This window comes from Sediminibacter sp. Hel_I_10 (assembly GCF_000688335.1).
Classification (GTDB): Bacteria; Bacteroidota; Bacteroidia; order Flavobacteriales; family Flavobacteriaceae; genus Psychroserpens.
The window spans coordinates 1,196,019-1,209,306 of the sequence record NZ_JHZX01000001.1 but is presented as its reverse complement, the minus strand read 5'-3'; the positions used below and the strand labels follow the sequence as shown (position 1 = coordinate 1,209,306).

Sequence of the window (13,288 nt, the reverse complement as noted above, 5' to 3'; positions counted from 1 at the left end):
AGAACATTTTGTCTTACTTGTTTTAAGGTGTAAAGGGTTATATTTGAGGGGGTATATCTAGTTGCCAGAAATTAAAACCAACCTATGATATTAGGAAAAAGTATTAGAATTTATTTAAAAGAAGGTTCAGTTACTGGAATCAAACTTGCCGAAGTTGTTAATCTAACAATTCAGGCTTTGTCAAGTCCTCGAAAAAAATTATCCGAATTGAATGATTTTTTCAAACATCAAGTAAACACTCAAGGAGTTTATTTCCTAATTGGAACTGACGACGAAACAGGAAAATCTAAAGTTTACATTGGAGAAGGAGAAAATGTTTGGGAAAGACTGAAAAGTCACGCAGTAGCAAAGGACTTTTGGAGCGAAGTAATACTTTTTACAAGTAAAGATGATAACATAACAAAATCACATATTAAATATCTCGAAAGTAGATTAATTGAAATAACAAAAGAAACCGAACGCTACTTATTGGAGAATAGTAATACACCAAGTTTAAGTTCTTTACCTTTGCCCGATAGAGATGCGATGGAGGAATTTATAAACAATATCAAATTACTAAATGGAGTTTTAGGTCATAAATTTCTTGAAAGTCAAATAAGTACTAAAGTTGTGAAAAAAGTCATTCCAACAGACGTAACTCACCAAACACCAATTGACGCAGAAGAAGAAGAAGAAACCGAACTGAATTTAAGCGTTAAAAATATTGTTGCAAAAGCTATACAGACTGACGAAGGAATTGTGGTTTTGGCAGGATCGCAAGTTTCAGAAAAACCGTCTGAAAATTATGGATATAAAACATTGAGAAATGAACTTATTCAAGATGGAACTATACGAGAAACCCAAAGAGGTCCTTTTGTATTTACAAAAAAACATTTGTTTGCAAGTCCATCAGCTGCTGCGGCAGTTATAGTTGGTTATTCAATTAATGGAAGAAGAACCTGGAAAGACAATAGAGGAAGAACATTAAGCGAAATAGAGAAATCTGAAATAATAACTGCTGGCAATAACTTGTATAATTAATGGCTAGTTTTAGCTTTTTTACGAAAATCCCTTCGGATTTTCTATTCCGTTTTTATTTGCTAAATTAGGTGCTTAAACACGCCACTAATCATACACATCAACGTTGGGCGTAATGCGCGAATAAACATTTATGAAAGAAGAAATAAATATAGATCTGAAAAAAGAAAATAAAAGTTTGAAACCCTTCATTAGATGGGCAGGAGGTAAACAAAATCTGATAAATGAGATTTTTTCTAATCTAGACTTAAGTAATATTGATAGATTTTTTGAGCCATTTTTGGGAGGAGCGTCATTTTTTTTAAAGAGTGATTTCAATCAGTCATTTTTATCTGACTTGAATCCTAATCTAATAAATTCCTATCAACAAATCAAAAATGATCCTAATTCCATTTTTAGTGGATTATCCGAATTTAAACCACCTATAAAAGAAAAACTTTATTACGACATTCGTGATAAATTTAATAAACATAGTGGAGATCAAACTTTAGAACAAGCTATCCGATTTATATTTTTAAATAGAACTTCTTTCAACGGAATTTATAGAGTTAACAAATCTGGAAAATACAATGTTCCATTTGGTAAAGCAAATCCCGCTTTCTCAAGTCTTGAGCATTTAAAAGATATTAGTACAAAATTACAGAAAGCTAGCTTGGCATTTGACTATTATGATAGTATCAATAATTCAACACAAAGAGGAGATTTGATTTATTTAGATCCACCTTATCCCAAACTATCTGATACAGCTTATTTTAATCATTACACATTAGATAAATTTGATCAAACTTCGCAAGAAGAATTAGCTGAATTTGCCCAAAACCAATCACAGAGAGGATGTAAAGTTGTAATATCAAATGCAGATATCGAAGATATTAGATCCTTATATAACAATTGGGAAATAATTGAATGTAGTGCTTACAGATTTATATCTTGCAAAAAAGAAAAAATTAAAGTTAAAGAATTAATAATCAAGAATTTTTAGAATGAAAGAACATCAACAGACAGCAATATTTTGTATTGTGAGTTTAATTGGCAATCTTCTTCCTCTGTTGTTGGGATTGCTTTTTTATGTGGCGAACTACAATGCGTGGGAAGGTTGGAACATATTTTTTATTGATGGACAATTTTATCTTTATAGTGCTTCCCTTTTAACTGCAAGTGCCTACATATTTTATACATATAAAGTCAGAAATACTGATTTAAACTCTGTTCTTTTATTAGTAAGCGGATTATTAATATTAGTGGTTTCAATATTTTATGCTTGGAAACTTTCAAATACTAATAATGATATATCTTTTGTTAAATACTCATCTGGTGTTTTATTTCTAGTTACACTTGGTCTTTACTACTATTCCAATTTACTTAATCATCGTAAAATTGATGTTGTTGCTTCACAAAAACAAGGTGTTGAAGATATTTTAAAACAATTATAAGCTATGATAAAGCCAGAAGACCAAAGAATTGAAATAAAGTGTTTAGAGGTTAAACAACCTATTGGCAAATTCTACATAGGTGTAATGAAACACGATGACCTAGTTAAAATATCATACGCTGATATAAGAAGATTAGAAGTTGGAGACGAAAAAAGGGAAGTTGAAGTATACTCTGGAATACAGAGAGAATTATCAACAAACAGAGTTAAAGAACTAGGCAAATATGTCAATTTAGTTGATGCCACATTTCCTTCTTCTGTTATTTTACATATAAAAGAAGAAGATGTGGAATATGACTCGGATAACAATATAATGTCTTTACCTTTTAGAGATAATGTAGCTAAAGTCTTGGATGGTCAGCATAGAATTGCTGGGTTGGAAGACTTTGAAGGCAAAGCCAGTGATTTTGATGTTAATGTCACAATTTTTATTGAAATGGAATTAGAAGATCAGGCCATAGTATTTGCTACAATAAACAAAACTCAGACCAAAGTAAATAAGTCATTAGTTGCTGACTTATTCGCATTTGCTAAATTTCGAAGTCCACAGAAAACCTGTCATAACATTGTAAGAGCATTAAATCAAAAAGAAGGTTCGCCGTTTAAGGATAAAATTAAAATACTTGGTACAGCTGATGATAAAGAAAAAGAAACAATTACACAGGCAACTTTTTCTGAAAAATTAATTGACTTTCTTTCTAAAGATCCAATGGATGACAGAAATACATATAAAAAAGGTAAGACACCTGATAAATTCGAAGGTAAAGAATTAGAAAGAAGGCCATTAAGAAATTTATTTATCGAAGAAAAAGATGGAGATATTGCTAAAATAATGTGGGAATTTTTCGATGCAGTTCAAGAAAGATGGCCAGATGCTTGGTGGAAAGTTGAACGTGAAATGATTTTGAACAAATCAACCGGATTTTTAGCTTTAATGAGGTTTTTTAAAGATGCTTATGTAGAGTCTGAAAAAACAGGTTTTATAGTCGAAAAAAAATATTATAAAGATCTTTTAAATAAATCAAATTTGACTGATGCCGATTTTAACAGGGATAATTTTTTGCCTGGATCTGGTGGTCAATCAAAATTGTATAAACAATTAGTAGAAGAATGCTTATAAGCACTACGCAACAATGGGTACAAGTAATTGCTCTTTCTCTCCTACTTCTAAAAATCCTAGCGGATTTTCTATTCGATTTGCATTTGCTAAATTTGTTACTTAAACACGCAATAAACCATGCACAAAACGGTATAGCACATTTTTTAAATAATTGATGAATAGCAGGGATTTCAAAATTGTGAGGCTTTACGTGATTGGTTTCATCTGTATTGTGAGTTATGTCTTTTTAGAAAATTCGAACGTCATACCAAACCTAGTTGAAAAAACCAGTAGAGGTCGCTATAGTGGATTTCCTACTTTCTTTCTTACAGGGTTATTTAAATATGGATTATTGTTCCTTGGAATAGGCATCATTATGATCTTGAGTTTTTTCTTAATCCAAGAAAAATATTTTCAAATTTCAGGTAAAAAACGGAACTTAAAACTCGTTGTCTCTTATGACTATGGGGAAAATATCAAAACAATATCTAAAAAAGCTACTTCTGAAATTATAAAAAGCACTATGGAATCAATTAACTGGAATACATTTCACATCGTGCAATTGGAAGATGAAAGTGATAATAATTTTAAAGCTTTAGAAGTGAGTGGAAGTTTGGTAGAGGACGGAATGACCTCTGGATATGTCACGGACGACAACCATTTGCTAATGCAAAAGTCGATAGAAACGGTTGATCAAATGACTGAAATATTGCTTGACTTCATGAAAGGAGAGGATGTTTGGCGGAATAAATATGAATACAAGTAACGTGCTACAATAACGAGTATTTCACTGCTAGTAGTCGCCTATTTAAAATTACCAACACGGATTTTATATTCGGCTTGTATTTGCTAAATTAGGTACTTAAACCACATCATTACTCATACACAACACAGTTGCCCATAATACAACATCAAAACGCAATACTATGAAAAGACGATTACTACTATTATGCTTCATCATCTCAATGAATGCCATTGCCCAGAAAAAAGAGAAAGAAGGATATCCAGACAGAGAAGCGACTTATGAATATTCAGAAGGTGTGACATTTTCAATTTTTGCCCTAACAAAAAAACGAACGCTTCAAAGGGGAAGAGGGAATCTCACAGAAGTTATCAAAGCAGAAAAAGGAAGGAAATTGGTTCAAATCATATTTCAATTTGAAAATGAAACTTCCGAAAATCAAGAACTGGATTTCAGTGAAATTTATATTAAAGACCAGGATAATGAATTGCATAAAATAGATTTTGTGGTCATGTCCATGAAATTTACCACAACAAATAGTAACCTAAAACAGACACTCAAAAAGAAAAAGAAGAAATACGTCATGACCCAATTTAGACCTTCATTTGACGAAAACGAAATCATAGATGAATTAGTAGTGAATGGAAAAGTAGTGAAACTAGAATACGTAAATCCATAATACTGCTAAGCGGTAAGCCTTGTGAAATAAATTGATAGAGCAAACCTAGTTATTTCAATCCTGTTGAAAATTACAGTAAAATAAAAACACTGGCTAACAATGTATAATCGTAATTATTGGTGAAATGAATACCTTAGATGATAGCGTATCACTCAGAGCAAAAGGCCTTGACTCAAACGCCATAAAAAAGAGATTAAAAGAGGAAGGTTTGGAGGAAGATCAAATTCAGTACTATTTAAAAAAATCTGATGACATCTATTTAAATCAGTTGATGACAAATAAAAAATCTAGGGCTAAAGGCAACACCAAAAACGGAATGAAAATTATAGCTTTAATCCTTGGTCTCATCCTTTTGTTGAGTGTGTTTTTTGGTTATGCAAGGATAGGTTTATTAGGCATATTTATAATATGGAGTTTAGTGAGGTATAGTTCGTTCAGGAAATAAAGAAGAAAATACGAGTATTGTCTTACAAGGCATCTCTTTAACTACTACTGCAAGTTTACTTACAACATGACTAACTCTTTTTCTATTCGGTTTGTATTTGCTAAATTAGGTGCTGTAAAACTGCAAAAGAAAAAAATGTAGTGATCCAATTAATATTCTAAAGAATAACTCAAAAAACATGAAATACAATTTAAAGCTCATTTTAATTTTATTATTTATTTGTTTAGTGAATAGTTCATTTTCACAAATAAGGTTAGGTAAGAATGGCACATTTTCAAATAAATGGTATCCAGGAACATTAGTTCTAAAAAATAAAGACACACTGGTTGGTGTTGTAAAATTTGAAAACTCTTCAACTACTAAAGATTTAGTCGGATTAAGGGGTTTTGGTGGAAATAATAAGATTTTTTATAAAAAAAATGAAGAAGATAATCAAAAATCAAAATTAAAAAAAGAACAAGTAGACTACTTCATCATAAAAAACAATTTTGGTAAAATTGTAAAATACGCATATGTAAAAACTTCAAAAAATAGACTGCAACTATTCCAAGTATTGCTTGAAGGAAAAGTATCTCTTTATTTAAAAAAAGGTATTGAAAACATGTATTTAGATAACGGGAATACGACTACAATTATTAAAAGTGATAAAGACTTATACTATGTAAAAAAACAAAATGAGAAATTTGCGAGCAATAGATTCTTTGCAAATGTTTTTAAATCCTTCAAGAAAACTGCAAAGACATATTTTTCAGATTGTCAACCTTTAGTCACAAAAATTAGCAATAATGAATACAAATCTGATCAGCTATTCGAAATCGTAAAGGAATATAATGGTTGTGAATAAAGTCAGTTCCCAGTAACAAGAATTACTAAATGCTTGGTCTATTTGTGCTCTGGAAATCTAGCAGTTTTTCGTCTGGTTCTTCTATAGGTTCTAAAACGCAACCAACATACGCAAGACACTTGGCAAGAAGTAAAAAACCAAACTAAGAATAAACTTTAGAAGACCTAGGCAAATAATAGTATAATAATTGTAGAAAAGATTGCAGACGATGACTGCGAAAAAAATCAACAACAGCGTTTACTGCATATATACGCGTTTATAAACCATAAACTCTGATGAAAATCAAGAAGTCATTATTATCGAAAAAATACGACTTTAAAATTATTGGAACCTTACAATTATCTTTTAAGTAGCGTTTAACTTGATCAAGGAGTTACTAGAACACCTAAAACAAGAACTACTACAAAAGCATTCCCACGCTTTACTATAATGACAGCTTTCTAATCTAGAGTGAGTTATGATAACATGATCGATTAGATATTCAGGCATATCCATCTAATTGAGGTAGGAAAATACGCTATTAACTTGTTTAATGTTTGTATAAGGGGACTACCCTATAGATGTTTTATAATAGCATAACAACAAGTAATGCGACTCACCAAAATTTAATTTCAATATGACAAAACCACTACTTCTTAGTATCTCTCTTTTAATAACCCTCACATTAAAAGCACAACCCTATCAAGAAAATCAGAGGATCCTATCAACAGAGTTTAAAGCCAGCCATTTTTTTAGCGCAGGCATGGCGGTGAACAATGACTACCTTATGCTGGGATCAAGCGTTGAAAATACAGATGCAGATGGTCTTAATCCAATGGATGCTGCAGGAGCAGTGTATATATACCAAAAAGATGAGAGTAATAATTGGGCACAATCGCAAAAAATAGTACCCTTAGATAGAGAAGCAGTAGCTGGCTTTGGTTATAATATTAGGCTAGATGGCGACTATGCCATCATAGGTGCTTATCAAAGAGAATATACAACTGCGGCAGGAGTTAGCATTGACAATGCAGGCACAGTTTATGTTTTTAAATACAACAGTAGTACAGACCTATGGGAAGAGGTTCAAAAAATTATAACTTCAGATCTTGATGTCGATGAAACATTAGGAGATTATATCGCTATAGAAGGAGATGTAATGGTGATTGGCGTTAATAGGCAAGATACAGATGCCAATGGTGAACTTTATTTGCCTCAAGCTGGTGCAGCATACGTTTTTGAGCGCAACACAAATGGTGTTTGGGTTGAAATGCAAAAGCTAACCCAGTTAGATCGTCTGTATGGAGATCAATTTGGCAATGCTGTAGCTATAGATAATAACACAGTGTACATTGGTAGTTTTGCTAAAGAGTACACTAACCAGGGCGCCGTATATACCTTTAAAAAGAATGCAAATAATGTATGGGAGCAGCAACAAAAGATAGTATCACCTGAAATTGCCGACAATCAGCTTTTTGGATATACCATTGCTGTGCATCAAAATAGTATGGCTATATCTGCTGCAAGGGGGTATACTGTAATAAACGAAACGACAATGCCTGATACTGGTGCGGTATATATGTTTGAATACAATGACCAGAATGAATGGGCATTTACTGAAAAAATTCAAAATATAAATAGTGAAACCAATGATGCATTTGGGGAGTCTTTAGCGCTTAATGATTCTTTTTTATTAATCACCTCAAGATATGAAAGCTCCGATGAAAATGGTGAAAATGAGCTATACCAATCAGGCACAGCCTATATCTATACAAAAGACAACGCTGGCAGTTTTTCTAGTTTTCAAAAAATTATAGCTTCAGATAGAGCCCAATATGACCTCTTTGGAAAGCGAATTGATTACAACGATAACGAGATTTTTGTGTCTTCAGATTTGAAATCTACAACAGTAGACGGTGTTTTTTATGGGAATACTGGAGCGGCTTATGTATATAGCAATGAGGCCTTGAGTGTGTCTGAGAATACTAACAGTCCAACCATTAAAGTATATCCTAATCCAGCCTCGAGTTTGTTAAATATTGCATTTAGCCAACCACAATCATTAATCACTGTGCGTATCACAGATGCTCTGGGTAGACAAATTAGTGTCAAGGCGTATAACAATAATGCTGAATTGATAACATTAGATGTAAGTCCGTTAAGTGCAGGCAACTATTTTGTGTCTGTCACAAATAAAGAGTTTAAGACAGCAACATATCAATTTATGAAACACTAATGCCTTCATGCCAATGACGGCAACTAATGTGGTCCATACAACAACTGCATCCATCTCATCATCAAAATTCATTTCCAATAAAAATAAATGACCACCATACTCAATTCAAGGATGTAGCGTTACGTATAGCATAAAACAAAAATCAAAGACTTCATAACATTCCATAAAAATCAAACAATGAGTTTAAAGCCAATCTTTTCTATTGCCATCGTTATCTTGATCTCGGTCTATTCCTGCAAAGAGAATTCCAATCCGTCCAATGCTGAAGAGAATGAGGTTCCAACGTCGACCGAGCAGCAGCAGGACACTCCTATTTCCGAAGCAACTGAAACCGAAACCGAAAGTGATACCGAAACAGACTCCATTACAGCAGCACCACTAAAATACATTTGCTTCACGTCTAATACCGACAAATCAAAGCGCATTTGGATCGCCTTAAACAAAAACGAACGCGCCCAAAAAGTAAAATATGAAGGGCAAGCAGAAGCTATGGTACTTAAGCATACCAAGGAAGACTATCAAGAAGGTGGTGCTTATCCCACAATAATTAATTATTATGATGAAATTTATGACGGTAATGTTAATGGGAGTTATAAATTGACCCATTCTGGCAATTGGGATTACGTCACTTACACTAGAGGGAAGGATGGTAAAGTATTTGAGTTTACCATAGATCATACTGCAAATCCCTACGGTAGTGCACCCTGTTTTTAATACTACAACAGCAATCCAAACAAAGATGAGCATCACATTATGATAGCAACTATGCTTAGCTTACAACACTGTAACATGATCTGCTGCAATAAAGCATATATAAACCACCAATACCACAGGGCTTATTAAGGGTTCACCCGTAGCTAAGCCGGGTCTAACCCGTATCAACCTCGTGTCATAGCCGTGGTAACCATGGGTGCCATCCCTATGCCAACGCTATTAGTATTTTAGAGGCATCACCTTCAAAGCTTAATAAGAAAGGCTGGGTTTTTATTCTAGCGCAGGAACCAGCTGTAGCAATGATTTCGAATCCTGAAGATGAAACGAAAAAAACCACCCATAAGGTGGTTTTTAGAGTGGAGTCGGAGGGGTTGTATTTCCCTGTGATTCCAAAGTTGCAAATACAACTGGCTGTCTTTTTAAGCCAGGTGCTTTAAAACGACAAAACCCAAACAAGCGAGCTTGATGGGTTCTTTACTGGAATCTAAACTAGTCTTTTGTTTCGAAAAGCAATACCAGAGCCAGTTTTTAAATATCGCTCAAAATCATAGGCTTTTTGTTTGTTTGCGAAAAGAAAAAGATCGACCAATTTGATTGGTAATCTTGTTTTGGTATAATGAACTTGTTTATTTCGATGTGCTTTTAATCTACTTTCGATATTTGTGGTGTATCCAGTGTAATAAGTATCATCAGAACATAATAGAATATATACACCGTAAGGTAATTGCATAAAAATTAGCTTTTAATAAAGCTAAGGTTTTTTTTTATAAATTTTTTACTGTTTTTTAAATTGGAAGTTATTTCCTAAGCTGCAGTTGTACCGTGGACATGTCCACCGAAGCCCTGTTGCATGAAATATACTTTGGTTAATTTAGTAAAGAAATGATATTAAAAAGCCCTCTTTCGCACAAAGCTTCAGAGGGCGTAGGTGGAGCCGGAGAGGGCTGTAGCGTCAAGCAAAGGTCTGGCAGACCTTTGTAGCGAAAGAGCCAGCTGGCGCAAGGCTTTCGAATCCTGACGGCGAAACGAAAAAAACCACCCATAAGGTGGTTTTTAGAGTGGAGCCGGAGGGATTCGAACCCTCGTCCAAACAAGCTATTCAATAGCCTTCTACACGTTTATTCTTTTCTTGTTTTTTCGATTGCAGGCTGGTTAAAGACAACCTACCTACAACTTATCTTCTTAATCTTGAAATTGCGTCGAAGCGCCACAAAATCTTAGTCAATATTTACGATGCCTCTTATAGAACGCCATTAACCAAGGCTTTCAGGAGACATTTAGCCTTCCTACCTAGTAGGAACTAGCACAATCTTACTATAATTCAGATTACGCAGCTAAAGCGTAGTTATTCTCGCCGTTTAAAAAGTTGACCTAGCCTTTTACGTGTCTCAAAGTCATTACACGACGTGCTTACTATTCAATGAGTCTCGCTGTCAAAACCAGTCGACCCCATAATATTCTGATCTCTCAGAAAACGTTCTTTTAAAAGAACACTATAACTTTGGGCGTTTCCCTTTCGGGCCGGGCTTTCCGCTAAATCTTTTCATGTGTTTCCTTAAGCTTCGCCCAGTCAACCTATAAAAAGGATACTGCATCAATCCCTAACGCACAATCCCAGAAACCGTAGATACAATTTCGAGGGATGCGAAATTACTAAAAATACTAGCGCAAAAGCCATACCAAACCAATTTTATATCTTTCTTAAGAATTTATGTCAGTCTCAATCTGTAACTTCAATGCTCTTAAGTCAATACTGGCAAAAATCTTACAGCATAGAACACTAGCAAAATGATACAAAAAGGAACACAAGTGAAATGGAACTGGGGCAATGGCACCGCAGAAGGCAAGGTAGAAGAGACCTATACCAAATCCATAACCAAGACCATCAAAGGCAATGAGGTCACCCGAAATGGAGAGACAGGAGACAAAGCCCTTTACATTAAACAAGATGATGGCGATTATGTGCTCAAAAGCGAGAGCGAAGTAGAGCGCGTTGGGTGATTTTAAGAAAAGCACATAGTTCAACTTGTGAATACGTCTAAATCGGCTTATTTTCGTGGGGAATAATTATCTTGCACATATGGCCTAGATATCTGGCGGTGTTGTGCAAATTAAAATATAATGTCATGACCTTTGCCATCATAAAAGAACGAAAAAATCCGCCAGATCGCCGTGTGGTCTTTTCTCCAGAAAAGTTAGCCGAAGCGCAATTGCAATTTCCAAAGACTCAGTTTGTGGTAGAGGCATCAAACATCAGGATTTTTCCAGATAAAGCCTATGCCGATAACGGTTTTGAGGTGCTAGAAGATGTTTCAGAAGCCGATGTAATGATTGGTGTTAAAGAAGTGCCTATCGACGCGCTCATTCCCAATAAAAGTTATTTCTTCTTTTCCCACACTATCAAAAAACAGCCGTATAACAGAGCATTATTACGGGCCATATTAGATAAAAACATCACCCTTTATGATCATGAGACCATCATTACCGAAAGCGGGTCCCGCCTCATTGGTTTTGGTCGCTATGCGGGATTAGTTGGTGCATATAATGGTTTTAGAGCATTGGGATTGAGAGATGGACTTTTTGATTTGCCAAAGGTGGAAGGCTTAGCCGATCTAGCGGCAGTAAAACGAGCACTAGATCAAATTAAGCTCCCTAATCTTAAAATCTTATTATCGGGTACAGGTAAGGTTGCGTTGGGCGCACAAGAGATCTTAGATCATTTGGGCATTCAGCAGGTGTCAGATGCCTTATACTTAACAAATACGTTTCAAGAACCGGTGTATTGTATGGTTGATGTGCTTGAATATAATAAGCGTAAAGATGGTAAGGTTGGTGATAAGTTTGAGTTTTACGCAGACCCATCAGCCTACGAAAGCAACTTTATGCCCTATGCCAAAGAAACCGATATGTTTATTGCAGGCCATTTTTATGGTGATGGTGCACCGTTTTTATTTACACGTGAAGATGCAAAACATGAGGATTTCAAAATCAATCTCATTGCAGATATTTCCTGTGATATCGATGGTCCTGTTGCAAGTACATTAAGACCATCTACAATAGCCGATCCTTTTTATGGCTATGATGCTCAAACAGAGACCGAGGTTGCTTTTAACGCCAAAAATGCCATTACCGTTATGGCTGTAGATAACCTGCCCTGCGAGCTCCCAAAAGATGCCAGTGAAGGTTTTGGAGATATGTTTTTAGAGCATGTGATTCCTGCGTTTTTTAACAATGATCAAGATGGAGTTTTAGAGCGTGCTAAAATGACCGAAAGAGGAAAATTAACCAAGCGATTTGCCTATTTACAGGATTTCGTGGATGGTAAAGAGTAGCCACGAGTACCACAATTAGACATACAAATCAATAAAATTAAACTGGGAAATACTCCACGGGTTTGGCTTGTTCTTCAGATAAATTAATGTAGAAATAATGCATTTTATCTTTTTTATTGAATAATCCATTGCCATCAAAATCCTCAATAGTATTAAAATACAATCGATTTTTTATTGCAACAGATTTCCATGCTGCCAAGTCTTGATTTTCAGAAGTTATTTTTTGAAAATTAGTGCCATCAGCGTTACTGATGTAAAGCGATTTTAGGTCGTTTGTGTCAAGTTCTCCATCTAAGTTGGTATCCTTATCGATAACATCGTAGACATAATATCCTTTCTTAGCTGACTCGAATATGTCAAAAAGAAAAGCCATGCTTACAATACTCAATTTACTATTGGTTAATGCCGTTAGTTTTTCAGAATGTATATGTTGAAACATGATGTTAGATAAATCACCTTCAATCCCGTATGGATGATGTTTGTATGATGAAGCATTGTTACCGCTATAAAAACTATCGCCGCTGAGATATTCTGAACGTTGTTTATTGATTTTATGGCGTCCAATAGGATGGATTAAATAATCTGTACTATCTATATAGATTGGTAATTTAGCCATATCAATATAGTTGCTGTCTTTTTTGATGTGTTCTGAATTGAGTTCGTCGTTGTTGCTGTCGTTGGTGATCACTTTGCGTCTATCGGCCTTATCACAGGAAAGTAAAAAGCTAAGAATCATAATAATGAATGCGTATTTTTTCATAGGAAAACT

The 13,288-nt window shown here is 34.5% G+C and carries 14 protein-coding genes and 1 other RNA gene; 12 read left to right on the top strand and 3 right to left on the bottom strand.

What is annotated here, in order from left to right; all coding sequences use genetic code 11:
• The first annotated feature begins 84 nt into the window (after nt 1-84).
• The 10 genes from P176_RS0105420 to P176_RS0105370 all read left to right on the top strand — a co-directional run bounded on the left by P176_RS0105420 (nt 85) and on the right by P176_RS0105370 (nt 9,187).
• On the top strand, nt 85-1,020 hold the full coding sequence (locus P176_RS0105420) for a GIY-YIG nuclease family protein (RefSeq protein ID WP_026753744.1): 936 nt from the start codon (nt 85-87) through the stop codon (nt 1,018-1,020).
• A 130-nt stretch (nt 1,021-1,150) separates the two neighbouring features.
• Nucleotides 1,151-1,999 (top strand): Dam family site-specific DNA-(adenine-N6)-methyltransferase, encoded by an 849-nt coding sequence (locus P176_RS0105415; protein ID WP_026753743.1) that lies wholly within the window; start codon nt 1,151-1,153, stop codon nt 1,997-1,999.
• A 1-nt stretch (nt 2,000) separates the two neighbouring features.
• Nucleotides 2,001-2,450 carry a hypothetical protein gene (locus P176_RS0105410; RefSeq protein ID WP_026753742.1) on the top strand — a complete coding sequence of 150 codons (450 nt, stop codon included), beginning with the start codon at nt 2,001-2,003 and terminating at the stop codon, nt 2,448-2,450.
• A gap of 3 nt (nt 2,451-2,453) precedes the next feature.
• Nucleotides 2,454-3,569, top strand: a complete 1,116-nt coding sequence (locus P176_RS0105405; RefSeq protein WP_037348729.1) for a DGQHR domain-containing protein — start codon at nt 2,454-2,456, stop codon at nt 3,567-3,569.
• A gap of 154 nt (nt 3,570-3,723) precedes the next feature.
• Entirely contained in the window at nt 3,724-4,314 is a 591-nt protein-coding gene (locus P176_RS20540) for a hypothetical protein (RefSeq protein ID WP_197022148.1), read from the top strand.
• 160 nt (nt 4,315-4,474) lie between these two features.
• Nucleotides 4,475-4,969 (top strand): hypothetical protein, encoded by a 495-nt coding sequence (locus P176_RS0105390; protein WP_156032962.1) that lies wholly within the window; start codon nt 4,475-4,477, stop codon nt 4,967-4,969.
• A 124-nt stretch (nt 4,970-5,093) separates the two neighbouring features.
• Nucleotides 5,094-5,414, top strand: coding sequence for a hypothetical protein (locus P176_RS0105385; protein WP_026753739.1), 321 nt, complete (start codon nt 5,094-5,096; stop codon nt 5,412-5,414).
• 178 nt (nt 5,415-5,592) lie between these two features.
• The gene (locus tag P176_RS0105380; RefSeq protein ID WP_026753738.1) at nt 5,593-6,258 is read left to right on the top strand and encodes a hypothetical protein; all 666 of its coding nucleotides are present in this window, start codon (nt 5,593-5,595) and stop codon (nt 6,256-6,258) included.
• A 616-nt stretch (nt 6,259-6,874) separates the two neighbouring features.
• Nucleotides 6,875-8,473 (top strand): T9SS type A sorting domain-containing protein, encoded by a 1,599-nt coding sequence (locus P176_RS0105375; protein WP_026753737.1) that lies wholly within the window; start codon nt 6,875-6,877, stop codon nt 8,471-8,473.
• A 177-nt stretch (nt 8,474-8,650) separates the two neighbouring features.
• Complete coding sequence (locus tag P176_RS0105370; RefSeq protein WP_037348728.1) at nt 8,651-9,187, top strand: hypothetical protein; 537 nt, start codon at nt 8,651-8,653, stop codon at nt 9,185-9,187.
• Nucleotides 9,188-9,671: 484 nt separating this feature from the next.
• Here the strand turns inward: P176_RS0105370 and P176_RS0105360 are convergent, their stop codons facing one another.
• Both P176_RS0105360 and ssrA read right to left on the bottom strand, forming a co-directional pair.
• Nucleotides 9,672-9,917: a GIY-YIG nuclease family protein gene (locus tag P176_RS0105360; RefSeq protein WP_026753735.1), complete on the bottom strand. Its 246-nt coding sequence runs from the start codon at nt 9,915-9,917 to the stop codon at nt 9,672-9,674.
• Nucleotides 9,918-10,243: 326 nt separating this feature from the next.
• Nucleotides 10,244-10,638: a transfer-messenger RNA gene (gene ssrA, locus P176_RS20245) on the bottom strand.
• 337 nt (nt 10,639-10,975) lie between these two features.
• Here ssrA and P176_RS0105350 point away from each other — a divergent pair.
• Nucleotides 10,976-11,188 carry a DUF2945 domain-containing protein gene (locus P176_RS0105350; RefSeq protein ID WP_026753734.1) on the top strand — a complete coding sequence of 71 codons (213 nt, stop codon included), beginning with the start codon at nt 10,976-10,978 and terminating at the stop codon, nt 11,186-11,188.
• A 125-nt stretch (nt 11,189-11,313) separates the two neighbouring features.
• On the top strand, nt 11,314-12,519 hold the full coding sequence (locus tag P176_RS0105345; protein ID WP_026753733.1) for an NAD(P)-dependent oxidoreductase: 1,206 nt from the start codon (nt 11,314-11,316) through the stop codon (nt 12,517-12,519).
• Nucleotides 12,520-12,556: 37 nt separating this feature from the next.
• On the opposite strand, the gene P176_RS0105340 is transcribed toward P176_RS0105345, so the two are convergent.
• Nucleotides 12,557-13,279: a hypothetical protein gene (locus P176_RS0105340; RefSeq protein ID WP_026753732.1), complete on the bottom strand. Its 723-nt coding sequence runs from the start codon at nt 13,277-13,279 to the stop codon at nt 12,557-12,559.
• Between the last annotated feature and the right edge of the window lie 9 nt (nt 13,280-13,288).

Coding starts and splice junctions, on each gene's coding strand:
- P176_RS0105410 (WP_026753742.1), top strand. CDS start 2,001: ATGAAAGAACATCAACAGACAGCAATATTTTGTATTGTGAGTTTAATT.
- P176_RS0105390 (WP_156032962.1), top strand. CDS start 4,475: ATGAAAAGACGATTACTACTATTATGCTTCATCATCTCAATGAATGCC.
- P176_RS20540 (WP_197022148.1), top strand. CDS start 3,724: ATGAATAGCAGGGATTTCAAAATTGTGAGGCTTTACGTGATTGGTTTC.
- P176_RS0105350 (WP_026753734.1), top strand. CDS start 10,976: ATGATACAAAAAGGAACACAAGTGAAATGGAACTGGGGCAATGGCACC.
- P176_RS0105375 (WP_026753737.1), top strand. CDS start 6,875: ATGACAAAACCACTACTTCTTAGTATCTCTCTTTTAATAACCCTCACA.
- P176_RS0105360 (WP_026753735.1), bottom strand. CDS start 9,917: ATGCAATTACCTTACGGTGTATATATTCTATTATGTTCTGATGATACT.
- P176_RS0105340 (WP_026753732.1), bottom strand. CDS start 13,279: ATGAAAAAATACGCATTCATTATTATGATTCTTAGCTTTTTACTTTCC.
- P176_RS0105405 (WP_037348729.1), top strand. CDS start 2,454: ATGATAAAGCCAGAAGACCAAAGAATTGAAATAAAGTGTTTAGAGGTT.
- P176_RS0105380 (WP_026753738.1), top strand. CDS start 5,593: ATGAAATACAATTTAAAGCTCATTTTAATTTTATTATTTATTTGTTTA.
- P176_RS0105385 (WP_026753739.1), top strand. CDS start 5,094: ATGAATACCTTAGATGATAGCGTATCACTCAGAGCAAAAGGCCTTGAC.
- P176_RS0105420 (WP_026753744.1), top strand. CDS start 85: ATGATATTAGGAAAAAGTATTAGAATTTATTTAAAAGAAGGTTCAGTT.
- P176_RS0105370 (WP_037348728.1), top strand. CDS start 8,651: ATGAGTTTAAAGCCAATCTTTTCTATTGCCATCGTTATCTTGATCTCG.
- P176_RS0105415 (WP_026753743.1), top strand. CDS start 1,151: ATGAAAGAAGAAATAAATATAGATCTGAAAAAAGAAAATAAAAGTTTG.
- P176_RS0105345 (WP_026753733.1), top strand. CDS start 11,314: ATGACCTTTGCCATCATAAAAGAACGAAAAAATCCGCCAGATCGCCGT.